A 26,146-nucleotide genomic window follows, 5' to 3' on the forward strand; every position below is an offset into this window, starting at 1 on the left:
AGGGGACGGTTTGGAACGAGGGGACGACCCGAAAGGGGTGCATTGATTCAATGAAGCTTTCTGCACGCAACACGCTGAAGGGCACTATCACGGCCATTCATCCGGGAGCGGTCAACGCCATCGTGATCATGGAGCTGGAGGGCGGCCAGCTTATCACGTCGACCATCTCCATGGGGTCGCTCAAGGAGCTGGAGTTGGAAGTGGGCAAGGAGGCCTACGCCATCGTCAAGGCCTCGTCGGTGATCATCGGGGTCGACGACTAGCGCTGCGCGCTCCTTCGGTTCTTACAGCAGGCGCCCCCTCGTTCGTTCGAGGGGGCGCCTGCTTTTTGCGCTTTACCGGGAGGCCGGCTGGCGGGACTACGCCGCAAGAAGAACGGAGAGCTCCTCCTTGCCCTTGAAGGGCGTGGCTTCCTGCGTCCTCACGTCAACGACCTCGCCTTCCCATTTGTCGGCATCGTCCTTGTCGAACTTGTCCGTGCGCACGATGCGCTCGAACCTCACGGTTCCGCGAGGCTTGGCGGAGGCGGCCGCTTCACCGGATGCCGAGGACCCGTCGGCGACCACGGCAGAGGACGAGGCGCCGCCGGGCCCTGTCGCCGCCTCGTCCTCGTCGGCCGGATCCTTGCGGTCGAACGTGTACTTCAGGCCGACGAGCGTCTGCTCGATCGCGTCCGCGAGGGTGGTACCCTCCTCGAACGCTTCGAGGTCGACGAACCCGGCCTCGCTGTTGAACAGCACGCCCGGTGCGAGGTAGGCCGTACGCACGCGCCGCCGGCGCTTTTTCTCGGCAGTGTGGATGCCCACGACCAGCACCAGGACCACCGCCCACCATACCACGGCGAGCACCAGGTCGAACGGGTCGTCCACGAAGTTGAAGCCCAGGTAGTACCACAGCCACAGGAAAAGGCCCGCGGCCACGGCCAAGACGGCCAGTATCAGCCAGTTGCTCTTCCTCATGCTAGGCCTCCCTGCCATCCGTCGCGAACGGCGCCGCGAACGGGGCAGCCGCCTGCTCGTCCTCGATGCCGAGCACGTCGTTCTCGAAGCCCTTGAGCTTACGCGTGAAGTTGATGCGCCGCACCAGCACGCCCGCTCCGTAGATCACCGTGACGATGATGCCCAGGATGAGATAGTAGTGCACCCAGCAGTTCACCCGGTTGAAGCCTGCGAGCGGGTTCTCGTTGTCGCCGATCGTCTCCTCCTGCGGGCCAGCCAACGGAGTGACAGCGTCCTCGAGGACCTCGATTACCGCCGCTGCGGCCGGAGGCGTGCCCTCGGGCGTTACGCCCGGCGTAACCGGGGGCACCGGCGTGCCGGGCGTCGGCGTGGCCGGCGTGACCGGCGCCGGAGGAACCACCGGGGCAGCCATGATGGTGAACGTGCCGGGGACGACCGTCACCGTGTAGTTCGGATTGCCGGTGAAGGACGCCGTGAGCGCGTCGACGTAGGTTCCGGGAGCCTCGTCGCCGTTCGAGCGGACAAAGGCAACCCTCCCGAGGTCCCCCTCGTCGACGAGCCCTGTCACCGTGCCGGTGAACGTCGGATCGGCCGCGCCGGCCACCTTGGCCGCATCGGCCACGACGATCATGGCAGCCGCAGGCGTCACGGTCAAATCACCGGGCACCACGTTGACGTTCTCGTAGTTGGCCGTCACGTCCTCGCCCGCGGCGTTGCGGATAACGTAGCTCGCGAGGCCCGAGGCGCTCGAGCCGGCATCGGTCTGCGAGCCGCTGTACACCACCTCCACGTAATCGCCGTCGGCCAAGCCGGACGGCGTGAAGCCCGTCGGCACCAGCGGCGTGCCGTCGTAGACCTTCGTGCCGCCGCCTACCACGAGGGAAACGGCGTCGGCGGGAACGATGGTGAAGGAGCCCGGAGCCACTTCGACCACATAGCTCGGATCGCCCGAGACCGCGTCCTCGACGGTGATCGCATACGTGCCGACCGACTCGCCCTCGACGCGCGTCACGTTATACGAGCCGGAGAAGGCGTCGCCCCCAACCAGGCCCGCAACCGACGCCGTCAGCGCAGGATCGGTTTGCCCGTACCTCTTGCTCGCGTCGTTGGCCGAGATGAGCAGCTTGGCAGGCGCCACCGACAGCGAGCCGTCCGTCACCGTCAGCGTCACGTCGTAGTTCCTCGACGCAACGTCGAAGCTGTCGGCCGCGAGCCCCATCGGGTAGGTACCGGCGTCGGTTCCCTCGGCGCGGGCGAGCACGCCGGCCCTCAGCACGACCTCGGCCTTGCCGTCGGCGCCGTCGACGACGTAGCCCTCGGCGAGGTGGTTCGCGCCGTTGTAGACAGCTGCAGACTGGTTGCCCGTCACCGTGATCGCCAGCAGGGCCTTCGCAACGCTCAGCACGCCAGGGACGACGGTAACATCGTAGTTGTCGGCATGGGTTCCCTCTTCAAGCCGGTATGCGAACGCGTTCGGTACGCTGCCCGCATCGACGATGCTCGCGAAATCGGTATAGACGGCTCCCTCGCCGTCGGCGAAGCCCTCGCCGGACACCGTCACGCGCTCTGCAGAAAGCGCTTCGCCGTCGTACGTCTTGCTCGCATCGTCCGACGTCAGCACCACCGGCCGCTTGTCAATCGTCACGGTTGCCGAGCCCTCGACGGTCGCGTAGTTCGGGTGCGTGGCCTGGAAGCGCACAACGGCGGCACCCTCCGTCGCGTCGAGGAACGTCGGCGACTCTTCGAGGTCGAACGCCCCCGTGTCCGCATTGAAGTACCTGACCTCGGCGCCTTCGACCGAGGCCGTCGCCTGGACGCCCACCCGCTTGCCGTCGTACCTCTTCGAAACGTTGTCGGCGGCCACCGTCATGACCCCTGCCGGGTTGATGGCAAGGTAGCCGTCCGTCACCGTCAGCGTCACGTCGTAGTTCCTCGACGCAACGTCGAAGCTGTCGGCCGCGAGTCCCATCGGGTAGGTTCCCGCGTCGGTGCCCTCGGCGTGGGCGAGCACGCCGTCTTTGAGCTTGATGGTGGCCCTGCCGGCAGCATCGTCGGCAAAACCGTCGACCTGGTGCGACCTACCGTCGAACGTCACCGTGTCGTGGTTGCCCACCACGCTTACCGTCAAGGGGGCCTTGCGCACCGTCAAGGTTCCCTCGTTCTTGGTTATCGCGTAGTTGCCCTCGCGCACGCCCTCGGGGAAAGCATAGGCGAAGGCGTTGGCCGCAGATCCCGCATCGGTCTGCGAGCCGGTTACGGCGAACGCGGGCTCCTCGCCGTTCACGAAGCCAAAGCCGCCCACGGTTACGGTCGCGTTCGTCAGCGGGTTGCCATCGTAGACTTTCTCGCCATCGGCGCTCGTCACCGAGACGGGGCGCACCGTTACCTCCACGGTGGTCTCGCCGTAGGCGTCCTGATGGTTCGGAAGCGTCGCCTTGAATTTCACCGCCTGGAGCCCGTCGGTCACGTCGAGGTACGTCGGGCACGCATCGAGCGTGTAGTCGCCGCTCTCGGCGGACCAGTAGCTGATCTTCGCGCCGGGAAGGGATGCGGTCGGCTCGACGCCATGGCGCTTCCCGCCGTACATGGCACTCACGGGCTCGGCCGAAACCGTCAAGGCGCCGGAGGGGCTTATGGCAAGCTTCCCGTCGGCCACTTCCAGCGTCACCTCGTAGTTGCGCGACGTCACCGAGAAGCTTTCGGGGGAAAGGCCCATGGGGTACTCGCCCACGTCCACGCCTTCGGCATGGGCGGCGGCGTTTCCGGCAAGCTCGATCGAGGCCTTGTCGCCAACGGCGTCGAGCACCTTGTAGCCGTCGACCGCTTGGAGCGCGCCGTTGTAGGCGACCGATTTCACAGCGCCCTGGATGCGGACGGCCAGCGGGGCCTTCTTCACCTCGAGCGTGCCGGGGGTTTTCGTCACCTTGTAGTTCGACGCCTTCGTTCCCTCGTTCAGGCGGTAGTCGAAGGTATTGGACGTCGTGCCCGCATCGGTCAGCGACGCGAAGTTGGAATACGCAGCGCCCTCGCCGGACACGAAGCCGCCGGACACGATGACGTCCTCGGCGACCAGCGGCGTCCCGTCGTACGGTTTGGCCGCGTCGGCGCTGGTCAGCGTGACGGCACGCGGGTTGATGGTGACGGTCGCCGCGCCCTCGGCGGTGTTGTAGTTGTCAAGGGCAGCTTGGAATTTCACGGTATAGGTTCCCGCGTCCGCGTATTTCGGCGATTCCGTCAGGTCGTACGCATCCGTTTCCGCGTTGTAGTACCTGATCTGGGCCCCGTCGACCGAGGCCTTGGCCTCCACACCGTAGCCCGACCCATCGTAGGTTTTGACGACCGGCTGGGCATCGACGCTCAACGTGCCCGCCTTGTCGATGTTCAGGTAGCCGTCGACCACGTTCAACGTCACGCGGTAGTTATCGGGCTGCACCGAGAACTGCTCCGCGGTCAGGTTCATGGGATACCGGCCTGCCGCCACGCCCTCGGCATACGCCCGCTCGCCGTCCTTCAACGCGATGGTCGCCTTCCCGGCGGCCTCGTCGCCCACCTCGAAGCCCTCCACCGTATGGGGCTTCCCGTCGAACGTCACGTTGTCGAACGCGCCCGTCACCGTTACCAGCAAGGGAGCAGGCGTGATGGTCAGGGTGCCGAACAGCGTGGTTACTTGGTAGTTGTCCGCGTTCACGCCTTCGGGGAACTCGTAGGAGAACCCGTTGTTGCCGTCGTGCGTATCGGCGACGTTCGTCGCGGAGCCGTAATAGGCGATTTCGGGCTCTTGGCCGCGGACGAACGCCCCGTCGACAACGCTTGCCTCGTGCTTGACGAGCGCCGTTCCGTCGTATTCCCGCTCGGCATCGCCGGAGCGCAGAACCACCGTGCGCTTGTCGATGGTAACGGTTGCGGTTTCATACGCCGTCTGGTAGTTCGGATGGGTCGCTTGGAACTCCACCGTCTGCGGGCCGTCCGTCCAATCGAGGAACGTCGGGGATTCTTTCAGGGTGTACTCTCCCGTAGCCGGATCGCGGTAGCGGATCGTCGCGCCCTCCACCGAAGCCTCGGCCTTCACGCCGTAGCGGTTGCCGTCATAGGTCTTAGCCACGTCGCTGGCCGAAACGGACATATCCCCCGCCGGGTCGATGCGCAGGTAGCCGTCGACCACGTTCAGCGTCACCGTGTAGTTCGACGAGGAGACGTCGAAGCTGTCGGGCGTGAGGCCCATGAAGTACTCGCCCGCATCCGTGCCCTCGGCATGGGCGGCCGCACCCTCCTTGAGAGCGATCGTCGCCTTGCCTGCGGCATCGTCGCCGAAGCCGTCGACCTCATGCAGGCCCCCATCGTAGGGAACCGATGCATGCTTGCCCGTCACCGTTACCAGCAAAGGCGCCGGCGTGATGGCCAGGGTGCCGAACAGCGTGGTCACTTCGTAGTTGTCCGCGTTCACGCCCTCGGGGAACGTATAAGCGAACTCGTTGTTTTCGTCACGCGTGTCGGCGACGTTGGTCGCGGAACCGGTCACCTCGTAAGCAGGCTCCTCGCCGGCAACGAACCCGTCACCGCCCACCTTCACCGTGGGGGCTACAAGCGCTTCGCCGTTGTACTGCCGAGAGGCGCTCGCGCTCTCCAGCGTCACCGTGCGCTTCTCGATGGTGACGGTTGCGGAGCCTTCGGCAACGTTGCTGTAGTTCGGGTTGGTTGCCTGGAACCGCACGGTATATGTGCCGGCATCCTTGAACACCGGCGACTTATCAAGATCGAATGCGTCGGTGGCCTCATTGTAGTACTTGATAGACGTGCGGCCATCCTTGACTGATGAAACGGCCTCGATGCCGTGCAGGTTGCCGTCGTACAGTTCCTTGACGTCCTCGGCCGCCACCTCGAGCGTGTCAAGCGGGGATATCCGCAAGAAGCCGTCCACAACCTCCAACGTCACCTTGTAGTTGCGAGACGAGACGTTGAAGCTGTCGGCCGTCAGGCCCATGGGGTACGTGCCCGCATCCGCACCTTCGGCATGGGCGGCCGCGCTGTCCTTGAGCGTGATTTCCGCCTTGCCCTCGATGGGGGTCTCGATGGTGAAACCGTCGACCGTGAACGTTTCACCGGTATAGGGTTCAAGGGCGAAATTGCCCACGATCCTCACAGTCAGCGGCGCCGGCGTAACCTCGATCTGTCCGTCGATCTTCTTTATATTCAGCCTGTCGGTCACATCGACGCCGGCCTTGTTGATGATGCGCAGCGTGTCGACCTTCGCCACCGCGGGCTCTTCGGTCACATCGGTCGCGCTGGCGCTCGACGAGGCCTCTGCCAGCGTGTAGCCTGTTGGCAGAGCACTTACGCTCACCGTCGCCCCATGGGGGTTCCCGTCATAGGGATATCTGCCGCCTTCGGCCTTCGCAACGATCTCGCCGGCAAACTCTTCCACCGTCAGCGTGCCAAGATCCTCCTCGACCATATAGTTGGACTTCTTGGCGCTGCCGTTCCAGTCTATCGTGTACGTGTTAGGGGTGCCTTCGGGCGCATTGACCTCGGTGGCCGTGCCAGTGGTGGTGAAAGCGGCGGTCTCGTTGTTCACCAAACCAGTCATCTCACCGGCGGCCGTGAGCGGGGTACCGTCGTAGGGCTTGGAGGCAGTACGCGTCTTCACGTACAGCTTGGCAGGCTTGACGACAATCGTGCCCTCCTCCTTCTTGACGATGTTGAGCTTGTCCGTCACATCGACGCCGGCCTTGTTGATGATGCGCAGCGTGTCGACCTTCGCCACCACGGGCTCTTCGGTCACATCGGTCGCGCTGGCGTTCGAGGAAGCTGTTACCAGCGTATAGCCTTCCGGCAGACCGCTAACGTTCACCGTCGCTCCATGGGAATCCCCGTCGTAGGGATACTCGCCGCCTTCGGTAGTCGCAACGATCTCGCCCTCGAACTCTTTCACGGTCAGCGTGCCCGGCTCGTAAGTGATGTTGTAATTGCGCGTCACGTTCTCAGACCCGCTCGTAATGACCGCCTGGAGAACGGACGATTCCACCGTACCGGCATCGGTGATGGAGCCGAACGGGTCGATGCCGACCAGTTGCTGGCCATCGACCAGACCTTTGACCAGGCCCTCGCCTGTGATAATGTCGTTCAGGTCGAACGTCAGCGGTGCGCCGTCGTACACCTTCTCTTTCGTGGGGGCCGTAATGGTGAGCGGGGCCTTCTTGACCGTCAGCTTGTTCTTGTTGCGCGCGATGAAGAACCGACCGGTAACATCCTCGTCTTTTTCGTTAAGAACGACAGGGGTGCCGTCGATGGCGATATCGTACTCGCCCGCCTCGGTGCCACGGCCGGATGCGCTCAGGTTGTGGATCTTGTAGCCCGCAGGCAAGCCTTCGTAAACGAGGTTCTCGGAAACAACGTCGACCACATGTTCGGCACCGTTGTACACCACTTCCTTATCCTCGCTTTTGACCAGGACGTTGATAACCGGCATCTCCGTCCACTGGGCCACGTACTCGGTCGTTTCAGCCTCCACCGTTTCGGTCACGCTCGGCGCCCACCCGGCGAAGTTGTAGCCTTGCTTGCCCAACGGCTTGTCGTTCTCGTCCTTCTCACCTTGGAACTCCGGCGTTGCGGTGCCGAACTTGGCCTCGTACGTAACAGCATCAAACGCTCCGTAATCGCCCGGAAGATACGTGACCTTGCAGGTGTTGATAGCATAGTACCTCTTCAACACGAGAGAGCCGTCCCCCGCCACCTTGCCGGTCAGCACGTTCTTGTCGTTACCGGCATCAAAAGTGTAGCCGGTGTACGATTTCGTCGTATCGGCGTACACCGTAGCGCCCGTTTTCCCACTGGCCGATGTGGCATGCGATGGCTCGTCGGGCCACGATCCGTCGGCGTTTTGCAGATAGTCTTGGATACGGTAGTTCGTACCGTCCTTCGGCGACCAAATGGCATAGAGCGTCTTCGATTCGTTCAGGGTGATGGAGTAACCACCCTGGTAGGAGGTACCGGATCCATCGGGTTCTGTATTCCACTCCTTGAACGTGTAGCCGGCGCGCCAGTCGGCTTTTCCGCTTTCAACCTTTACCGAAGCGCCTGCGGCATAGGCCTTTGTATTGGGGAAGGTGCCGCTCAAAGTCTCTCCAGCAGGAATATTGGGACTGTAGGCCAGCACTACCGACGCTTTGTCGCGGATAGCACCGTCGACATGCCATGTCCCCTCGTTTTTGATAACATACCAGATGACGGTCTGCTTCTCCGGATCGAAGCTCAGTTTCGGATTGCCCGCACACGCCTTCTGAATCATCGCGTCATTCGGCGTTGCAGCAAGGTTGGCGCTCACCATCGCGCCAGTGGTGTCGGTGACGAACTTGCCGACCTTGATAGCATTTTCAACCCAGCCAATCTTGACGTACCCAGAATTGCTGTGTCCCTGCGGCTCTGCCGGGAATTGTCCGTCGATACGCAAGTAAAAATCCGCACCGATATTTTGCGCCGAGTAGATCGCGTAAAGCTCGATATCGCCTTTTCCGGAGGGCACGACATAGGACGATCCGGGAGCAAAGACAGGATTAGTGTAGTGGTCCTTGCCGCCCGAGGTAACCGCACGCTGATCAACGCTCCATCCCACGAAAACCCTGTTCGCAGGCCAATTATTAACAGCCCCATCGGGGAGCTCGGGCATGATTATGGTTGAACCGACCTCTGACGTTGTGGCGAGGCTCTTTATCTCGCCCTCGCCCGTGTTGGTCTTGAACTTCACAGTACGCGACTCTGTTACGGTAACCACGGATACGTTTGCAAGAGCCGGGTTGGCAACCGAACGCGCCGTGATGGTGGTTGTGCCGCCCGACAAGGCCTTCACCGTGCCGTCATCGGTAACCTTCGCAACGCTTGGATCGCTCGAAGCCCAGATGACTTTGCCATTGGATCCGACCGGCTCGACAATGGCCTTGAGCTTGCCTGAAGCGCCGACATTGAGCTTGAGCATCGCTGGATCTACGGTAAGCTCGGTAGGAACGCCGATGGCTTCAACTCCGAGAGTGTTGTCAAGGCCAAACGGTGTTGCGGCATTGCCGTCCGCCTCAGACTTCGGTGCTTCGAGACCCGAATCGCTGCCGTCGGCCAATTCGTCCTCGGCAGGTTTCGCAGACGGCCCGCCGGCGTCGTCGACCGCGCCATCCAGCTCGGGAGCAAGCGCCACCACCGGCTTTATAACGAGGTTGCTGCTCACTTCCGAGGCAGCGAGCCGGTAAGATCCATCTGCTTGAGGCTCCAGCGGCCTCTCGGTCCCGTCGGCTTTGCTCTTCGCCACAACTTTGTCGATCTGGTAGCCGCCGTCAGGCTTGACCTCGAACACGAGATCTTTGTTGAGCGATGTTTTGAAAGAAGTCAGCGGCAGTGCTATCTCCTGGTCGGCAACAACGAGGTACGCATGGTCGAGCTCTACGCCCACCACGGCCACGCCGGGCTCGGCGGTGGGGAGGTCGGGCTCGGGCTCGGACGCAGGCGGGACGGTCGCCTCGCTCTGCGCGGGCGGCTCGGAGGCCTCCGGGGTCTCCGCCGGGGCGGCGGCCTCGGGCTCGGCTGAAGGTGCGGATTCGGGAGCCGGGGTTTCGGCGGACTCGCTCGACGGATCGTCCGCCAGCGCCTCGGGGGCGTCGGGCGATGTGCCGTTCTCGGCCGCGTCGGCGAAGGAGGAGAAGTTGATGAAGGAAAGCACCATCACCAGGGACATGAAGACGGCCAGCGCCTTGCCCTCGAACGTGTTCTTCGCATCACATAGTTTTTCCAGCATGCTCATACGTATCACCGAATCCTCAGGTACCTCTTCAGGGATGCCCCGCTTCTCAAGAGGCACACCGCGTGCGTTAGATTCGCCTATACGTTTTCTGGCATGCTATTATGCATTCATTGACGTGGTAGATTAGGCCCCGAAAAAGGCAGCAAAATCCGCCTCATATTTTACCACAAATACGATCACATATCGACTGCCCGGGGTTTTCCGAACATCCCTTCCAGCACCGATTCCATAATTGCTGCTTGAAAACACGCAATTATGGAGATCAGGGCGGCGAAGCTTGCCTCCCTCATCCTTGCAATAAGTCTCAATTTACCGTTGACTCCCCTGTTGATTACCGTTCGCAGGCGATAAACGACCGCTCGCTTCACCTCCCCCGCCTCTTCCCGAGACGGCGCCGGGACGATTATGGACGTGCGGAACGCGCAGAGGACCCGGTTTCGGACACGCTATAATGGACACGACTCCAGGGCTCCGCCCGTCGCGCTGCGCCCTGCCGAACCTGAACACGAAGGATTGGTCCGTGAAACGTCCCGGCGCATGCAAGCCCCGCCAGACGACGGCGTTGCGCCGCGCCTCTGCGACCGCGCTCGCGTTTCTGCTGGCCGTTGCATTGGCTCCGCTTGCGGGATGCGGCGACTCCGACAGTGGTGCCACCCCGGGCGGCGGGGGCGGCACCGTGAGCACAGGCGACAACGAGGGCACGACGAGCGGCTCCGCCTTCGAGCGCCCGGCGCTGGCAACCTCCCCCTTCGACGCTGACGCCGCCGTGGTCGGCCACGACAGCATGATAGACGTCTCGCACGCCTCGCTCGGCTACGTGGCAGCCTCGGCGCAGAACCAGAGCCGCCTGAAGCTGCTGGTCGCCAAGGACGGCGTGAAGCGGAACTACGACCTGCCCGGCGACGGCACGCCCATTTCCGTGCCGCTCACCATGGGTGACGGCACCTATGACGTGCAGGTCATGCAGAACACCGAGGGCGACCGCTACGTGCCCATCAACGGGACCACCGTCGACGCGGTGCTCGCGAGCGAGTTCGAGCCCTTCCTGCGTCCGAACGTGTTCTGCGACTACGACGCGGACAGCGCCTGCGTGGCGAAGGCGAGCGAGCTTGCCGTCGGTGCCCAGAACGAGGGCGACGTGCTGCGCAGCATCTACACTTGGATCGCCGAGAACATCAGCTATGACACCGAGAAGGCCGAGCGCTTGGCCGACGCCACGGGCTACGTGCCCAACCCCGACGCCACGTTGGCCGAGGGAAAGGGCATCTGCTTCGACTACGTGAGCCTGGGAGCCGCCATGCTGCGAAGCCTTGGAATTCCCACGAAGATCGTTACCGGCTACGTTTCCCCTGATAATATTTACCATGCATGGAATTTGGTATATCTTGACGGAAGCTGGAGGAGCGTCAAGGTGAGCGTCGACCCCGACACATGGACGCGCATCGACTTGACGTTTGCCGCCGCCGGCGGGTCGGGAAAGTACGTGGGGGACGCGAAGGAATACACTGACCGGTACACGTACTGAGTGCGGGCCGAACATGATACTGCAAGGGCCCGAAGCGCAAAGTCGGACAAGGAGCGAATGAGATTATGGCCACTACCGTGCTTGAGAGCAGCGCCGTAAGCGCGTTCTGCGAGAGCGTCGCCATCATGCTGGCCGCCGGCATCCAGACCGACGAAGCCGTGGGCCTGCTGGGCGAGAACATGGAGGACGGCGCCTTCAAGCGCGCGTGCGACGCCGTGTACCTTCGGCTTATCGCCGGCGAGCCGCTGGCGAGGGCCCTCGACGGATCGGGCTTCTTCCCGCGCCACGTCGTGGACATGGTGGGCGTGGGCGAGGTGTCGGGCCGCTTGGAACCCACGCTGCGCACCCTGGCCGTGTACTACGACGAGGAGGGGCGGCTGTTCGCGAAGATGCGCTCGAGCATCGTCTACCCCGCCGCCCTGCTGTGCGTCATGTCCGTCATCCTGGCCTTCACCGTGGCCGTCATCCTGCCCGTGTTCGTGAACGTGTACGAGAGCCTGTCGGGCAACTTGGCGGCCGGGTCGTTCAACGCCGTGGGCGTCTCCATCGGCATCGGGTGGGCGGCGCTGGCCGTGACGCTCGTGTGCACGATTATCGTGCTGGCCATGACCGTGGCCATGCGCAGCGAGGGCGGGCGTCGCAGCATCATGCGCGCCGCCGAGCGCATGCCCCTCACGCGCAACACCATGTACCAGCTGGCCTTGAGCCGCTTCGCGTCGGCGCTGGCCACGTACGTGGCCTCGGGCATCGACACCGACACGGCCATGAAGGAGGCCGTGTCCATGGTTGACCACCGCACGCTCAGACAGCAGCTCGAGGGGGCGCGCGAAGCCATGCTCGACCTGTCCGCGCCGAAGAGCCTGGCGCAGGCTGTTTCGGAAAGCGGCGTGTTCGAGCCCGTGTACGCCCGCATGCTCACTATCGGCGCACGCTCCGGCAGCGTGGAGGACGTGCTGGGCCGCCTATCGCTCACGTTCTTCGACGATGCCATCATGAAGATGGACCGCCTGGTGGACGGCGTGGAGCCCGCGCTCGCCGCCTTCCTGACCGTGGCCGTGGGCGCCACGCTCGTTTCGGTCATGCTGCCGCTCATCGGCATCATGGGATCGATCGGCTAGGGCGCGGTTATGTACCACGAGCGTTCGACAAAGCAGCGGAGGCGCCGGCGGGGCATGAGGCTCGCCGCCCTTGCGCTGGTGCTGGCGCTGGCCGTGGGCGGCTGGTTCGCGGCGGGGGCCGTCGGTCAGAACCTGCGCGAGCAGGGTGCCGTGTCCGTGCGCAACGCCATCCTGGACAGCGCGAAGCAGTGCTGCGCCATCGAGGGTTCCTACCCCTCCTCGCTCGAGCACCTGGAGCAGAGCTATGGCCTGCGCGTGAACCGCGGTGACTACGTGATAACCTACGAGGTGTTCGCCGAGAACATCATGCCGAGCGTCGTGGTGGTTCCGCGATGAAGGGCGAGCGCCCTTCCGGGCGGGACGAGGATGCGGTTATGGAGGCTTTGACCGGCAGCGGCGTGGTCCAGCGGGCCGAGGGCGGCCAGAACTTCGGGCGGCTGTTCACGGTGCTGCTGTTCGCGCTGTTCATCGTGGCGCTGCTCATTGCCATCATGGCCGGCACGGGGCTCTACCGCGCCTTGGTGGACGTGCGCGAGCAAGCCGACGCGTCGCGCCTGGCTACGGGCCTCATCGCCAACAGCGTGCGCGCGGCCGACTCCATGGACGCCGTCGGCGCGGGCAAGGGCCCCGAGGGCCGCTCGCTCGTGCTGACCGAGCGGCTGGACAGCGGCACGTTCGAGACGCGCATCTACGCCTACCAGGGTTCCATCGTGGAAGAGTACGCACTGGCCGACGCGGCGTACACGCCGGAGAAGGCCACCCCTATCGTCGCCTCGCAGCGCTTCGCGTTCTCCTACGAGGACGGGCTGCTCACCGTGGACACGGACGACGGCAGCGTGCAGGTGGCGCTGCGCAGCGTGAGGGGAGGTGCCTAGCATGGCAAGGAAACCGGCCGACTCGCTGCTCGCCGCCCGCCGCGGCTCCGATACTACCTGGCACGGCACCGCGTTCGTGGTGGAGGCGCTGGTGCTTTTGGTGTTTCTGGCGTTCGCGCTGGCGGTGTTCATGCAGCTGTTCGGCGCGGCGCACAACCGCGGCGTGGAGGAGCGCCAGCTGACGCAGGCCGTGCTGCTGGCATCGAACGCGGCGGAGGAGTTCGCGGCCGCGCCGCTCGCGGGCACGTCGAGCGAGGCTTTCGGCGGCGACGGCGGCACGCTGGGCTCGGAGACGGGCACGGGAGCCGATGCGGAGGAAGCCTATGTCGTGTCGCGCGAGGTCGTGCCCGAGCGCACGGAGGGCGGTACGCTGTACCGCGCGAACATCACGGTATCCTGCGGCGGCGAGGCAGTCTACGAGCTGGAAACGTCTCGCTACGTGAGCGACGGCGCCGCGGGCACGGACATCGGCCGCGCGCCGGATGCGGCGGCAGCGGAAGGGGGCGATGTCGCATGACCACGCGGGGACGCGGATCGGTGCGCATAGGGCCCATCAGCCTGTTCGCCCTCGTCATCATCCTGTGCCTGGCCGTCATGGCCGTGCTCTCGGTGACGACGGCGCAGGCTACGTACGCCGCCGCCGAGCGGCAGGCGTCCTTCACCGCCGACACGTACGCCAACGAGCGGGCGGGCCAGGAGTTCGCAGCCGACATCGACGCCGCGCTGGCACCGGTACGGGCGGCGGGCGGCGGGCTGGCCGAGGCGCTGGCCGCCGTTCGCGCGGCGCTGCCGGCGGATGCCGAGCTGGACGGGTCGACGGTCAAGGCGGAATTCACTGCCGACAGCGGGCGTGCCCTCGCCGTCGTGCTGCAGATACACGCGGACGCCACCTACAGCGTGGCGTCGTGGAAGGCTACGACGCTGTGGACGGAGAACGGCGCAGGCGAGACGCTGTGGTCGGGCGCTGCGCAGACACGATAGGAGCGATGAGATGAAACTTGAAGAGCTGCTGCGGGAGATGGTGGATGCGAAGGCGTCCGACATCTTCATCATTGCAGGCCTGCCGCTGTCTTACGAGGTGAGCGGGCGGCAGATCCGCCTGGACTCGGCGCCGCTCATGCCCGACGACACCGAGACGTTCGTGCGCGCCATCTACGAGGTGAGCGGCCGCAGCATGAAGAGCTTCGTGGACAACGGCAACCACGACGACGACTTCTCGTTCGCCATCGCGGGCGTGGGGCGCTTCCGCTCGAACGTGTTCCGCCAGCGCGGGTCGTTCGGCGCCGTCATCCGCGTCATCCCGTTCGGCCTGCCGAACCCGGCCGACTTCCACATCCCCGACGAGGTGCTGCGCCTGGCCCGCCTGCAGAAGGGCCTCGTGCTGGTCACGGGACCGGCGGGCGCGGGCAAGTCCACGACGCTGGCCTGCATCATCGACAAGCTGAACCACGAGCGCAGCGGACACATCATCACCATGGAGGACCCCATCGAGTACGTGCACAAGCACGGCAGCTGCATCGTGACGCAGCGCGAGGTGCCCACCGACGTCGCCACCTACGGCGAGGCGCTGCGCTCGGCCATGCGCGAGAGCCCGGACGTCATCCTCTTGGGCGAGATGCGCGACTACGAGACCATCGGCACGGCCGTCACCGCCGCGGAGATGGCTCAGCTGCTGTTCAGCACGCTGCACACCACGGGCGCGGCCGGCACGGTGGACCGCATCATCGACGCCTTCCCCGCCTCGCAGCAGCGCCAGATACGCATGCAGTTGTCCATGGTGCTGGACGCCATCGTGTCGCAGCAGCTCGTGCCCACGGTGGACGGCGAGGTGGTGCCCGCCTTCGAGATCATGGTCACGAACACGGCCATCCGCAACCTCATCCGCGAGGAGAAGACGCACCAGATAGACAGCGTGATAGCCGCCGGCGGCGCCGAGGGCATGCGCACGATGGACCAGAGCCTGTTCGACCTGGTGAAGAGCGGGCGCGTGGCCAAGGAGATGGCGCTGCAGTACAGCATCCACCAAGAGGCGCTGAAGAAGCGCTTCGAAGCCGAGGGACTGTAGGAAGCCGGCCGCTGCAAGCCTGCCTGGAACGTGAAAAGCGGCCCGCCGATCGGCGGGCCGCTCCGTGTGACAAGGGTGACAAGGGGACGGGGATAATGTCACGTTCCCCAATGAGACGCAAGGCCGCAAAGCGCCCAAGAACGTGACGTTATCCCCGTCCCCTTGTCACCCTTGTCACGCCCTAGTACACGTTGTGCACGACCTCGGCCGATCCCTGCAGGCCGGCGATGCGAAAGGGCGTGCCGTCGTCGAGCACCACCGTGCCATCGAACGCACCGAACACCTGGTGCTGGTCGGTGCGCACGACCAGGGCGTTGATGCAGTCCGCACGGTCAAGCAGCGGGGTGAACGTCACATCGAGGCGGCCCTCGTCGTCGGTGACGTGCCAAGGGGCCAGCAGGTCGTAGCGGTCGGCGACCTTGCGGGCGTTGGCCGCGGCAGGCTTCTCGGGCACGCCGAAGTCCACGCGGTGCAGCTTGTGGCACACGCCGTCCACGAACGCCATGTTCTCCGAGGCGGCCGACGTGTCGCCGAAACCGTAGCCCAGGTTCAGGCCGAAGCAGTGCGAGCCCGGCCGGGCTCCGCCCCGCCCGTCCTGCCAGCCCTGCGCCACGCCCCAGAACCACGTGTTGTCGCGCGTCCACACGCCGCGGCCCCAATCCAGCAAGCCGAACGAGTCGTCGGGTGCAAACCCGTGTACCAGCAGGCCCTTCTTGAAGCTGCCACGGGCGCGCATGGCCACGATCTTCTGGTTGTAGTAGAAGGCGAGCGGATCCTCGGCCCACGGCGTGGCTATGACCATGGTATCCTCGGGCTCGTCGGAGAGCACGGCGTCGAACACGAGGTCGTCGTCGCCGTCGAACTGTGCAAAACGGGCGTGCAGCCGGCGCTCGCCGTTCCCTGCCTCGAAGCGGAAGGACACGCGCCCGTTCTCGAAGGACGAGACGCCTTCCCGCGAGGTGGAAGGAAGGCGGAAGCGTCCGAGCGGGAAGGGCGTGATGACGCTCGTGGTCTTGTAGGCCGCCTGCGCGAAGTCGATGACCGACGCCGAGACAAGACCGAGGTAGCCCAGGTCGCCCAGCGTGAGCGCCACGGCATAGGCGCCGTCGTTCACCAGGTAGTAGTCCCACTCCTTGATGCGCCATCCGGGCGCCTTGATGCGCGTGCGGTCGTAGGCGAGCTCCAGCTGCGTGGCCCACCCGCATGCCGAGAGCGCGCCGTCCTCGCGATGCAGCGGACCCGGGCCCTCAAGGCGTTTCTCGTTCATGATCGACCCCCTTTGCTCGTTCGGAACATGCGCGCCATGCGCTTGCGCAGACTCGTAGGAGCGGCCTGCCTGCTGCTCGCCTTTGCCGCGGGCTTGGACTTGGGCTTCTCGGCAGCCTCCTCCGATGCTTCCTCGGCCTCCTGCCGAGCCTCCTCGAGAACCTTGCCGGCCGCCTCGGGCGCTCCGGCGCGCGTGAGGGGCGCCACGGCCCGCAGCACGGCATCGCCCGCCCGGGCGCTCGTGCGGCTGTCGGCCACCTTGAACGTGATGGACCCCACATAGCCGCCGTCGGTGATGGCCGAGAAGGACAGCTTCGGCTCCTTCGTCAGCTTCGCCACCGACCCCGCCGCCTCGGATGCCTCGTGCTCGATGGCCGCCGCCACGTCGTTCAGGTGCTCGCCGGGTGTGACCACCACGATGGGCAGGCTCACCTGGTTCGTGGGCGGCAGGTGCGTGAGCGCCGTCTTGTTGATGATGGAGTTGGGGATGACGACTTCCTCCCCCTTGCTGTTCCTGATGGTGGTGTGGCGCCAGGTGATGTCCTTCACCACGCCGGACGACGAGCCCACCTCGATGTTGTCGCCGGGCTTGATGATGCGCAGCAGGCTGACCTGCAAGCCGCCAATGAGGTTGGCGATGGTGTCCTGGAAGCCGAGCGAGATGGCGATGCCGCCGATCCCGAGCGCGGTGATGGCGGCGCTCACGTCCACGCCGTAGCAGGTGGACAGCATGATGCACACGCCCAGCAGCCATACGGCGCCGCGGGCGATGTTGACGAAGATGGAGCTGGAGGGAAGGTTCTTCTCCTCGTTGTAGTGCAGCATCTTGCGCATGAAGCGAACGGTAAGGCGCGCGAAGATGGCCGTAACCGCGAGGATGACGGCAGCCGCCAAGGCTGTGGTCAGCCAATCGACGTGCACGATGCCCTGTATATAGTGTTCGAGTTGTTCCATGTTTTTATCCTACCACGGAATGCCGCGAAACGAACCTAACGGGCATGTTACCAAGTACGGGACTACACAAGGGCGACCCCCGGAAACCTCGGTGTGGCTCACCGGCGACCCCCGGCGCAGCTCCGGGCGACCTCTGGGCGGCTCGGGGCGACCTCGGCGTCCCCTGCGGCCAGCCTCGTGCACCTCCGGCCGGTCCCGCGGCTCTAAAGCCGCTCCGACGGGAGGGACGCCCCTCCCTGCAGCGAGGCGAGCTTTGCCTCCAGGAACTCGTAGTGCTCCCGTTCCGTAGGAGTCCACGGGCCGAAAAGCACCGCCTCGAGCACGTCGGCGGCGCGGCGCGTGCCCCCCTCAAGCGGGTACAGCAACTCTCTTTCGCGCGAGTAGAGCCGGATCTCGTCGAACAGGCCCGAGCTTTCCAAGACGCCCACGTTCTGGACGATGTCGGCAACGATCTTGTTGTGGTGGGCGGGATCGGTCGCACGCGGCGTCGTGCAGGCCATGCGCATGAGCTCGTAGCGGATCTGGCAGCTGACGAGCGATATCTCGGGCTTGACGGCCATGAGCGCCAACGACACGCGATAGCCTTTGCCCCGCAGCAGCGCAGCCGTGTCCAGCGGCACCTGCGAGGTGCGCAGCGTTCCTTCGATGACGAGGTTGTAGCGGGCGGATGATAGAGCTTTGACCAGCGCCTCTACCAACTGTCCCGCCCATGCGGCGGTATGAGCCACCGCCTCGGGCCCGTACTGGGCGTCCAGCTCGGCGAAGCGTGGATAGTGTGAGCGGTACTCGTCGCCGTTGATGACGATGCTCCCATCCTTGAAACCCTTGACGCAAAGCTCGTGGAGCGCTGTCTTCCCCGCTCCGCTCTGCCCCCGAGCAGAACCGCCCGAGGATGTGCAGACGGCGCGCAACGCGATTCGAGCACGAGGTGCTTAGCTATCGACTGAAACTCGCCGGCAAACTCTTCCTCGCTAAAAGCGCCCGGATCGGCTTTCATCATGCGGCCTTCGCCGCATGGAAACGCGCGAAGCGCGCGAGCCCGTCGATGGCCCCGCGTATCTCCGCGAGCTTTTTCTCGCTCCCGTCCACTTCCCTGATGATCTGCCCCTTCCTCTCGGCGATCAGCGAAATGACATCGTCATAGACCAGCATGCCCTCTTCGTCGCCCCGCTTCTCCGCCTCGCGGCGAAGCCGCGACACCTCCGCCAGGATCTCGGCGGCCTTCTCGTTGAGGATCTCCTGCTCGAGCGTGAGCATGTACATCTCGTTGATATCCATGATCTCCCCCTTGTCGTCGAATGTGACCATCGCGTATATGACCTTCTCCGCGCTCTCGCGCTGCGCGGGCGGGATGGACTCGCCATCGCGCTCCAGGCATTCGCGCATGAAAGCGGTGTGTGCGGCGGCGCGGATAAGGTTAGCGTTCGCCTTGCTAGGAGGCTGGCCGTTCTCGTAACGCACCATGCTGGCCTCGCCGATTCCGAGAAGCCGGGCGAACGCCTGCTGCGTCAAGCCGTACTTCTTGCGGATGCGCTTGATCTCGGAAGGAGTGATATCGTCGCTCATAGCCTATCCTTTCAATCAAATGATTGAAAGGATAGTATCACATGATCGTTCTTTTGTGCAAGGGGAAAAGGGAAGGGCGCGAAGCTTACCAGGAAGGGGGCTTCGGCGGCTCGACCTCGCGCGTCTCCCAAAGCACGATGCGGCCCTCTCGCCGCGTGGCGGGCACGTCCACGAGTCGCTGGTTGGAGGAACCGCGCCATTTAAGGTCGAAGGAATGCTTCACCTGCACGAACGGGCCGTCCACCAGCACGTCGGTCTGCTCGAGCAGGTCGCGCGCCGCCGGGTCGGGCACGCCCGCGGTCAGCTGCTCGTAGGTGTAGCCCGAATACGTCCACACGTTCAGGCCGAGCGCATGGCAGCGGCGCGCCAGCTCGGCGCAGGCGGCCGCTTGCTCAAAAGGCTCCCCGCCCGAGATGGTCACGCCCTGCGCCAGCTTGTTGGCCGCGATCTCGGCCACAAGACCGTCGATGTCGCGCTCCTCTCCGCCCGCGCACGGCTGGCTCTCGGGATTATGGCAGCCGGGGCAGCCGTGCGTGCACCCCTGCACGAACACGGCGAAGCGCAGCCCCGGCCCGTCGACGATGGAGTCCGGGGCCGTGCCGAAGAGACGTATAGTGTTGGGAGCAGTCATAAGCAGCCTCGCATGCACCCGAGGGGCACATAATAATCGAACAGGTTGGCGTAGTAAGTCAGCGAGGCCGGCCGTGGTGCCCGAGATCGTGGGGATGGCGGAGGCGAAGCGTACTTCGGTACGCGAGCCTCCGCCATCCCCACGAGATCGGGTGCCACGGCCGGCCGCAGCGTCGAGGAATTCCGGCGGCCGAAAGGCCGACGGAACTTGGAGCCGGCCGCAGCATCGGCAGGTTCCGGCGGCCGGCAGGCCGCCGGAACAAAGCCAGGCCGCCGGAACCACCTACATCTGGTGTTTGACCCGATCGGCCTCTTCAGCGCGCTTGGCGTCGTTGAAGCGGTCGAGGGTGCCCACCAGGTAGCCGGTGATGCGGCGGATGCGCTCGAAGGCCATGCCGTGCTCTTCCTCCGTGCGGCCGCACTTGGGGCACACGTCGCCGATGATGCCGTTGTAGCCGCACACCGGGTCACGATCGACAGGATGGTTCACCGAGCCGTAGCCGATGCCGCTGTCCTTCATGTGGCGGATGACGGCCTCGAACGCCTCGAGGTTCTCGGACGGGTCGCCGTCGAGCTCCACGTAGGAGATATGGCCCGCGTTCGTGAGCGCGTGGTAAGGCGCCTCGATCTCTATCTTGTCGAACGCGCTGATGTCGTAGTACACCGGCACGTGGAAGCCGTTCGTGTAGTAGTCGCGGTCGGTGACGCCCTCGATGGAGCCGTAGCGCGCGCGGTCCATGCGCACGAAGCGGCCGGACAGGCCCTCGGCGGGCGTGGCGATCAGGCCGTAGTTCATCTTGCGCTCGGCCGACAGGCGGTCCAGGTAGCCGCGCATGTGCCCGATGATCTCGAGCCCCAGGTTCTGCGACGCCTGCGACTGGCCGTGGTGCTGGCCGGTGAGCGCCACGAGCGCCTCCGCCAGGCCGATGAAGCCCACGGAAAGCGTGCCGTGCTTCAGCACCTCGCGCTGCTCGTCGCCGGGAGCCAGCTTCTCGGAGTCGATCCACACGCCCTGGCCCATGAGGAACGGCGCGTTGTACACCTTCTTGCGCGCCTGTATCTCGAAGCGCTCGTCGAGCTGCCCCACCGTGAGCGCCAGCTTCGCGTCCAGCAGGTCGAAGAACAGGTCAAGGTCGCCCTTGCTGCGGATGGCCAGGCGCGGCAGGTTGATGGACGTGAACGACAGGTTGCCCCGCCCGGGCGTGACCTCGCGGTCAGGATCGTACACGTTGCCCATGACGCGCGTGCGGCAGCCCATGTAGGCGATCTCGGTCTCCGGCGTGCCCTGGTAGTACTGGATGTTGAACGGCGCATCCAGGAAGCTGAAGTTGGGGAACAGGCGCTTTGCCGAGCAATGCATGGCCAGCTTGAACAGGTCGTAGTTCGGGTCCTCGGGGTTGTAGTTCACGCCCTCCTTCACGCGGAAGATCTGCACGGGGAAGATGGGCGTCTCGCCGGAGCCGAGGCCCCCCTCGGTGGCCAGCAGCATGTTCTTCACCACCATGCGCCCCTCGGGGGACGTGTCCATGCCGTAGTTCACCGAGCTGAACGGCGTCTGCGCGCCGGCGCGGGAGTGCATGGTGTTCAGGTTGTGCACGAGCGCCTCCATGGCCTGGAACGTGGCGCGGTCGGTGTCGGCGTGCGCGTTCTTCGCCGTGTAGGCGAGCGCCTTGTCCGCAAGCGGCTCGCCCACGCCGGCTGCGACGAGCGCCTCGCGCACCGCAGCCTCGAAGCCCTCGTCCATCTTGAGGCTGGCCCAGAGGCCCGTCTGCTCCTCGACGGCCGCAAGCACGTCCTGCGCGAATGCGCGCGCATCGTCCACCACGCCGTCGACCAGCAGGTCGACCGCCTCGGCCAGGTGCTTCTTGTACAGGCGGCGGTACGTCTTCTTCACGCCCTCGGCCAAGCCGTAGTCGAAGTCGCAGATGGCCTGCCCGCCGTGCTGGTCGTTCTGGTTGGACTGGATGGCGATGCAGGCGAGCGCGGCGTAGCTCGTGATGTCGTTCGGCTCGCGCAGCACGCCGTGTCCCGTGGAGAAGCCGCCCTTGAAGAGCTTCTTCAGCTCGATCTGGCAGCACGTGGTGGTGAGCGTGTAGAAGTCCATGTCGTGGATATGGATGTCGCCCTCGCGGTGGGCGCGCGCGAACTTCGGATCGATGACGCACATCTCGTAGAACTGCTTGGCCGACTCGGAGCCGTACTTGAGCATGGTGCCCATGGCGGTGTCGGCGTCGATGTTGGCGTTCTCGCGCTTCATATCCGAGTCGCTGGCCTTGGAGAAGGTGATGTCCTTGAGCGTCTGGATGAGTCGGCTGTTCACGTCGCGGGCACGGCTGCGCTCGGCGCGGTAGAGGATGTAGGACTTGGCCGTCTGCACGAAGCCGGACTCGATAAGCGTCTCCTCTACCAGGTCCTGCACGCCCTCCACCGTGGGCACGCCCTCGATGGCGCCGCTCTCCAGCTTCTCCACCACCTTGCGCGCGATGCCCTCGGCAGCCGTGCGGTCCTGCATGGCGCCGCACGCCTGGAACGCGCGTTCCACCGCCTCGGCGATCTTGCCCTCGTTGAATTCCGCCGTGCGCCCGTCGCGCTTGATGATGGTGGTGACCATGCGTGCCGTTCCTCTCTGCCGTTTTCCTTTTGCGAACAGTGGTTTTGCCGCGGTTATGCCCCGAGTTTCCACTGCCTTTAAGTCATTTTTCCACAATATGTTGTGGGGGATTATCGATCTAGCGTGGACATATAGTACCTGCGAGCGAGGAGGAAAACAAGGGGGATATATGTTACAAATTGACTTCCATCCGTGAATCACGAAGGGCATCACAGGAACTTCAGAAATGCAGGGCGCTCTTGACCGGAGGGACTTGGTGCGCGAGGGGCTTCCCGAGCGCAGGCCCCTCAACGCCCGATCTGAACCGATGGCGAGAGGGGCCTACTCCACCGTGCCGTAGACCTGGCCCCAGGCGTGTCCGCCTATAGACGAGTTGATCTGGTCGCAGAGGCGCTGGCGGGTGTAGGACCCCGGGGGAAGCAGCCTGACCACCTCCATGAGGTCGTCGGGGAGGTCGGCGGCCTCGGCGGCTATCACCGCGTCGAGGCGGCGCACGGCGTCGTCGGCCGAAGCGCCGGCGAACAGGCCGTCCACCAGGTCCTGCAGGGCGCCGTAGTGCGGGCTGCGCTCGATGTTGGAGCCGGAGGCCATGCGCTACCTCCCCCGCACGGCAGACAGCAGAGTCGCCAGATCGTCCTCTTCCTCGGCTTGATCGGCGCCGCGGGGCGCCACGACGTCGAAGCCGTCCGTGGCCGCGGCCAGCGCGCCGGTGTAGGCCGGCGTGGCATCGCCCACGGTGCGCAGGAACTGGGCGCCCGCCGCCCGCAGGCGCGCGGCGGCGTCGACCATGACGTCGGGGCAGTAGTAGGGGTTCTCGGGCGTGGAGGCCCCCTGCCGCGGCGCATGCTCGGCCACGCGCAGCTGCACGAGCACCGGCAGGTCGGTCGAGGCGCAGGCACGCTCGACGAGATCCGCGGCCCGATCGGCGGGCGCGCCGGTGGTGATGCCCGCCACGGAGGCGCCGAACTCGCCCATCAGGGCCACGGCTTCCTCGACCGTCATGCGGCCGTCGGCAACGAGGCCGTCGCCGTCCACGTCGATGGCCGCGAACACGGGCAGGTCGCTCGCCTGCCGCAAGCCCATGAGCGCGCACTTGAGGTCGACGGGGTTCGCGAACCCTCCCAGCAGGAACGCGTCGAGCGCAGCGCCCTCGAACGCGCGTGCAGCGCGGGCGTACTGGCTGCGGTTCTCGTTGAGCGATGCCGCGCTTGAGCCGTCGAGCGGCAGCCCGCACGGCCCCACCTCCGCCAGCACGTGCTGGGGCTTGAGCGAGCCCACGATGCCGAGCGCCGCGTGGGCGAGGTCGTCCAAGCGGTCTTCCATGCCGTGGTGGGCCAGGCGGGCGGGCGCGATGCCCTCCGTGCCGGCAACGAGGCACTGGGCGCCGGCGATGGACTCCAAGCGCAGCGCGTCGCGCACGGCCTCCGGCTCGATGAGGTTCAGGTACTCCAGGTCGCGCGCCACGTCGACACCCTGGCGGGCGAGCACGGCGGCGAGGGGGGCGGACAGCACGAGCATGTCCTTGTGGAAGCGCAGCGCGATATCGGGCATGGAGGCTCCTTTCTTCGATTCCACTATGATACCCAAACGTCGCGGCACGCGCAGCGGGCGTCGGGAAAACCCGTCCCTTCGACAGAAGGAGCCGAAACGGCCGCACGGCGGCCGGCCAGGTGCCTTGCACGCGAGCGGTTGCCGAGCGTCCGCGAGCGGCAGCCGTGCGGACCCAGCCTGCAATTCACCGACCGTGCACGGCCGTTGCACAAGACGAACACGCCTGCACCATAGGTTTTTCAACCCCTGCGTCTATAATAGGCCCTGCAAGCGAAAGGCTCCCCTCCTTTTAGTTTGCACTGCTTGTACCCCTTACAAAGCAGTAGCGATGCCCAAGAGCATCGCATCATCCCCTCCTTGTGGCCCGGCGAGCTCCCCTCTCGCCGGGCCGATCCTTTTCTACGCACCGTTTTGCCCCGGCGGGAATTACCTGATTGATCGGAGGGGCCCCCGGCTTTATCATGGGGCCGCGCACCGCGGGCGGGCGCACCGACGAAGGGGGAAGCATGTACGTCAAGGACAAGGTCTCGAAGCTGCCGCTCCCCGTCGTGCCGGCCGCGCTCGGCCTGCTGGTGCTGAGCGGCGTGTACGACACGCTCGGATTCCCGATCGTGCACTGGCTCGCCGTTGCCGCCGCCACGGCGGTCGTGGTGCTGTACGCGTTGAAGATCGCCTTCCATCTGCGCAGCGTGGTGGCGGCCGAGTACGCCAACCCCATGCTGGCCGCACTCTATCCGACGGTTCCCATGCTGGTCATGGTTCTGTGCGTGTTCTACGCACAGCTGTTCCCGGCCGCATGGGCGGCCGCGCAGGCAGTGTTCTTCGCCATGCTGGGCCTGCTGTGCGTGCATGTGGCGGTGTTCTTCGCGCGGTTTTTCCTGCGGCGGTTCGAATGGAAGACGTTCATGCCCAGCTGGTACGTCACCACGAACGGGGTGATGGTGTCAACGGTGGCGGGCATGCCGTTCATGCCCGAACCGCTGGCGGTGGGCATCGTGGTGTGGGGAATCGCCATCTACGTGGCGGTGACGCCGTTCATGCTGTGGCGCATGAAGCGCTGCGAGGTGGCCGAGGCCATGATGCACTCGCAGGCTATCATGCTGGGACCGTGCAGCATGTGCCTCGTGTCGTATGTGAACGTGTTCCCCGACCCCAACCTCGTGGTCATGGGACTGCTGTTCGCCTGCGAGGCCGTGTCGCTGGTCTACGTGGTGGCGAAGCTGCCTAAGTTCTTCGGTGTCGCGTTCCACCCCGGCTACGCGGGCATGACCTTTCCCATGGCCGTGGGACTGCTGGCCACGCGCGGGCTGGCCGGGGCCCTGGAGGGCGCCGGGCTCTCGGGCGCAGCATGGGCGGTCGAGCAGCTGGCCGGCGTGCAGCTGGTGCTGGCTACCACCATCGTGGCCGTGGTGAGCGCGCGCTTCCTGGGCATGCTGGCGGCCGGGCTTAAGGCCGACCGCGCGTCGGGGGCGCTGGCACCCGAGCAGCTGGCGGCGCTGCGGGCGCTGCGGGCGTACCTGCGGCGCGGCGTCGGCGACGTGGCGCCGGGAGCGGGCGACTTCGTACCCGTGGCGGCGGGCATCGCGTGCGAGGTCGACTGCGATGGCGCGGACGACGCGCCGGTCGGCGGGCCGGACGAGGGCGAGGCGGATCCTGAGGGAGGCGGCGCCTGACGGAAGGACGGAAAAGCCGGCAACTTTACCTAATTGTTACTTTCAAGCCCTCTAATTCACAAAACGGCCACTCCTCCGTCATATGTTTTTCAAGGCCAACTTTTATACTAGGCTGCAGCAAACGAAAGGCTCCCCTCCTTTTCAGTTTGCATCTGCTTTACCCCTTAAAAGCAGAGTCGGTGCCCAATAGGCACCGCATCATCCCCTCCTTGTGGCCCGGCGAGCTCCCCTCTCGCCGGGCCGATCCTTTTCCAGAGCTTTCCCCGGCCCCATACGGCATGGCAGCCAGCTCCGCCCTCCGCCTCCCGCCAGGTAACAGGAGCGTAACGCAAACGGGGCGATAATCGACAAAACGCGCACGTGCAGCCCATATGTTCTTCAAGGCCAACTTATATACTGATCCCAGCAAGTGAAAAGGCTCCCCTCCTTTCAACTTGCACTGCTTGTAACCCCTTGCAAAGCAGTAGCGGCGTCCAAGAACGCTGCACATCCCCCTCCTTGTGGCCCGGCGAGCTCCCCTCTCGCCGGGCCGATCCTTTTCAGGCCACCCGCTTCCCTGCCTGCCCGCCCC

19 protein-coding genes are annotated in these 26,146 nt (G+C 65.2%); 9 read left to right on the forward strand and 10 right to left on the reverse strand.

Annotated elements, in window-relative coordinates:
- Nucleotides 1–50: 50 nt before the first annotated feature.
- Nucleotides 51–263 (forward strand): molybdopterin-binding protein, encoded by a 213-nt coding sequence (locus tag LB310_RS01150; RefSeq protein WP_015539545.1) that lies wholly within the window; start codon nt 51–53, stop codon nt 261–263.
- Nucleotides 264–359: 96 nt separating this feature from the next.
- On the opposite strand, the gene LB310_RS01155 is transcribed toward LB310_RS01150, so the two are convergent.
- Together LB310_RS01155 and LB310_RS01160 are read right to left on the reverse strand one after the other, a co-directional pair.
- Nucleotides 360–959: a hypothetical protein gene (locus tag LB310_RS01155; RefSeq protein ID WP_087189878.1), complete on the reverse strand. Its 600-nt coding sequence runs from the start codon at nt 957–959 to the stop codon at nt 360–362.
- A gap of 1 nt (nt 960) precedes the next feature.
- Nucleotides 961–9,741 carry an MBG domain-containing protein gene (locus LB310_RS01160; RefSeq protein ID WP_301154103.1) on the reverse strand — a complete coding sequence of 2,927 codons (8,781 nt, stop codon included), beginning with the start codon at nt 9,739–9,741 and terminating at the stop codon, nt 961–963.
- A 520-nt stretch (nt 9,742–10,261) separates the two neighbouring features.
- Here LB310_RS01160 and LB310_RS01165 point away from each other — a divergent pair.
- From LB310_RS01165 to LB310_RS01195, 7 genes are all read left to right on the forward strand, one after another.
- Nucleotides 10,262–11,266, forward strand: coding sequence for a transglutaminase family protein (locus tag LB310_RS01165; protein ID WP_162611495.1), 1,005 nt, complete (start codon nt 10,262–10,264; stop codon nt 11,264–11,266).
- Between the two features lie 65 nt (nt 11,267–11,331).
- Nucleotides 11,332–12,384 carry a type II secretion system F family protein gene (locus LB310_RS01170; protein WP_301154104.1) on the forward strand — a complete coding sequence of 351 codons (1,053 nt, stop codon included), beginning with the start codon at nt 11,332–11,334 and terminating at the stop codon, nt 12,382–12,384.
- Between the two features lie 54 nt (nt 12,385–12,438).
- Nucleotides 12,439–12,720, forward strand: coding sequence for a hypothetical protein (locus LB310_RS01175; RefSeq protein ID WP_224767912.1), 282 nt, complete (start codon nt 12,439–12,441; stop codon nt 12,718–12,720).
- Nucleotides 12,721–12,758: 38 nt separating this feature from the next.
- Nucleotides 12,759–13,259: a DUF4860 domain-containing protein gene (locus LB310_RS01180; RefSeq protein ID WP_157005546.1), complete on the forward strand. Its 501-nt coding sequence runs from the start codon at nt 12,759–12,761 to the stop codon at nt 13,257–13,259.
- Nucleotide 13,260: 1 nt separating this feature from the next.
- On the forward strand, nt 13,261–13,776 hold the full coding sequence (locus LB310_RS01185; RefSeq protein ID WP_301154107.1) for a hypothetical protein: 516 nt from the start codon (nt 13,261–13,263) through the stop codon (nt 13,774–13,776).
- Nucleotides 13,773–14,240, forward strand: a complete 468-nt coding sequence (locus LB310_RS01190; RefSeq protein WP_087189884.1) for a S4A5 electrogenic sodium bicarbonate cotransporter 4 — start codon at nt 13,773–13,775, stop codon at nt 14,238–14,240. The genes LB310_RS01185 and LB310_RS01190 overlap by 4 nt, the downstream gene beginning before the upstream one ends.
- Nucleotides 14,241–14,250: 10 nt before the next feature.
- The gene (locus LB310_RS01195) at nt 14,251–15,324 is read left to right on the forward strand and encodes a type IV pilus twitching motility protein PilT (RefSeq protein ID WP_301154109.1); all 1,074 of its coding nucleotides are present in this window, start codon (nt 14,251–14,253) and stop codon (nt 15,322–15,324) included.
- 181 nt (nt 15,325–15,505) lie between these two features.
- Here LB310_RS01195 and LB310_RS01200 read toward each other — a convergent pair whose 3' ends face one another.
- The 8 genes from LB310_RS01200 to LB310_RS01235 all read right to left on the reverse strand — a co-directional run bounded on the left by LB310_RS01200 (nt 15,506) and on the right by LB310_RS01235 (nt 23,902).
- Nucleotides 15,506–16,591, reverse strand: coding sequence for a DUF2804 domain-containing protein (locus tag LB310_RS01200; protein WP_157005548.1), 1,086 nt, complete (start codon nt 16,589–16,591; stop codon nt 15,506–15,508).
- The gene (locus LB310_RS01205) at nt 16,588–17,544 is read right to left on the reverse strand and encodes a mechanosensitive ion channel family protein (protein ID WP_123673277.1); all 957 of its coding nucleotides are present in this window, start codon (nt 17,542–17,544) and stop codon (nt 16,588–16,590) included. The genes LB310_RS01200 and LB310_RS01205 overlap by 4 nt, the downstream gene beginning before the upstream one ends.
- Nucleotides 17,545–17,747: 203 nt before the next feature.
- Nucleotides 17,748–18,455, reverse strand: a complete 708-nt coding sequence (locus LB310_RS01210) for a zeta toxin family protein (protein WP_301154111.1) — start codon at nt 18,453–18,455, stop codon at nt 17,748–17,750.
- Nucleotides 18,456–18,540: 85 nt separating this feature from the next.
- Nucleotides 18,541–19,110, reverse strand: a complete 570-nt coding sequence (locus LB310_RS01215; RefSeq protein WP_087189889.1) for a helix-turn-helix domain-containing protein — start codon at nt 19,108–19,110, stop codon at nt 18,541–18,543.
- An 85-nt stretch (nt 19,111–19,195) separates the two neighbouring features.
- Nucleotides 19,196–19,741: an anaerobic ribonucleoside-triphosphate reductase activating protein gene (gene nrdG, locus LB310_RS01220; protein WP_301154114.1), complete on the reverse strand. Its 546-nt coding sequence runs from the start codon at nt 19,739–19,741 to the stop codon at nt 19,196–19,198.
- A 282-nt stretch (nt 19,742–20,023) separates the two neighbouring features.
- The gene (locus LB310_RS01225; RefSeq protein ID WP_087189891.1) at nt 20,024–22,351 is read right to left on the reverse strand and encodes an anaerobic ribonucleoside triphosphate reductase; all 2,328 of its coding nucleotides are present in this window, start codon (nt 22,349–22,351) and stop codon (nt 20,024–20,026) included.
- A 321-nt stretch (nt 22,352–22,672) separates the two neighbouring features.
- The gene (locus tag LB310_RS01230; protein WP_087189892.1) at nt 22,673–22,942 is read right to left on the reverse strand and encodes a hypothetical protein; all 270 of its coding nucleotides are present in this window, start codon (nt 22,940–22,942) and stop codon (nt 22,673–22,675) included.
- A 3-nt stretch (nt 22,943–22,945) separates the two neighbouring features.
- Nucleotides 22,946–23,902, reverse strand: a complete 957-nt coding sequence (locus LB310_RS01235) for a homocysteine S-methyltransferase family protein (RefSeq protein ID WP_224767913.1) — start codon at nt 23,900–23,902, stop codon at nt 22,946–22,948.
- A 506-nt stretch (nt 23,903–24,408) separates the two neighbouring features.
- Between LB310_RS01235 and LB310_RS01240 the strand changes: the two genes are divergently transcribed.
- Nucleotides 24,409–25,575, forward strand: coding sequence for a TDT family transporter (locus LB310_RS01240; protein ID WP_162611496.1), 1,167 nt, complete (start codon nt 24,409–24,411; stop codon nt 25,573–25,575).
- Nucleotides 25,576–26,146: the final 571 nt, after the last annotated feature.

The organism is Gordonibacter sp. RACS_AR49, assembly GCF_030418435.1.
GTDB classification, from domain to species: Bacteria; Actinomycetota; Coriobacteriia; order Coriobacteriales; family Eggerthellaceae; genus Gordonibacter; species Gordonibacter urolithinfaciens.

Coding starts and splice junctions, on each gene's coding strand:
- LB310_RS01240 (WP_162611496.1), top strand. CDS start 24,409: ATGTACGTCAAGGACAAGGTCTCGAAGCTGCCGCTCCCCGTCGTGCCG.
- LB310_RS01175 (WP_224767912.1), top strand. CDS start 12,439: ATGAGGCTCGCCGCCCTTGCGCTGGTGCTGGCGCTGGCCGTGGGCGGC.
- LB310_RS01195 (WP_301154109.1), top strand. CDS start 14,251: ATGAAACTTGAAGAGCTGCTGCGGGAGATGGTGGATGCGAAGGCGTCC.
- LB310_RS01230 (WP_087189892.1), bottom strand. CDS start 22,942: ATGGCCTCCGGCTCCAACATCGAGCGCAGCCCGCACTACGGCGCCCTG.
- LB310_RS01160 (WP_301154103.1), bottom strand. CDS start 9,741: ATGAGCATGCTGGAAAAACTATGTGATGCGAAGAACACGTTCGAGGGC.
- LB310_RS01155 (WP_087189878.1), bottom strand. CDS start 959: ATGAGGAAGAGCAACTGGCTGATACTGGCCGTCTTGGCCGTGGCCGCG.
- LB310_RS01200 (WP_157005548.1), bottom strand. CDS start 16,591: ATGAACGAGAAACGCCTTGAGGGCCCGGGTCCGCTGCATCGCGAGGAC.
- LB310_RS01185 (WP_301154107.1), top strand. CDS start 13,261: ATGGCAAGGAAACCGGCCGACTCGCTGCTCGCCGCCCGCCGCGGCTCC.
- LB310_RS01150 (WP_015539545.1), top strand. CDS start 51: ATGAAGCTTTCTGCACGCAACACGCTGAAGGGCACTATCACGGCCATT.
- LB310_RS01205 (WP_123673277.1), bottom strand. CDS start 17,544: ATGGAACAACTCGAACACTATATACAGGGCATCGTGCACGTCGATTGG.
- nrdG (WP_301154114.1), bottom strand. CDS start 19,741: ATGACTGCTCCCAACACTATACGTCTCTTCGGCACGGCCCCGGACTCC.
- LB310_RS01180 (WP_157005546.1), top strand. CDS start 12,759: ATGGAGGCTTTGACCGGCAGCGGCGTGGTCCAGCGGGCCGAGGGCGGC.
- LB310_RS01235 (WP_224767913.1), bottom strand. CDS start 23,902: ATGCCCGATATCGCGCTGCGCTTCCACAAGGACATGCTCGTGCTGTCC.
- LB310_RS01215 (WP_087189889.1), bottom strand. CDS start 19,110: ATGAGCGACGATATCACTCCTTCCGAGATCAAGCGCATCCGCAAGAAG.
- LB310_RS01225 (WP_087189891.1), bottom strand. CDS start 22,351: ATGGTCACCACCATCATCAAGCGCGACGGGCGCACGGCGGAATTCAAC.
- LB310_RS01190 (WP_087189884.1), top strand. CDS start 13,773: ATGACCACGCGGGGACGCGGATCGGTGCGCATAGGGCCCATCAGCCTG.
- LB310_RS01170 (WP_301154104.1), top strand. CDS start 11,332: ATGGCCACTACCGTGCTTGAGAGCAGCGCCGTAAGCGCGTTCTGCGAG.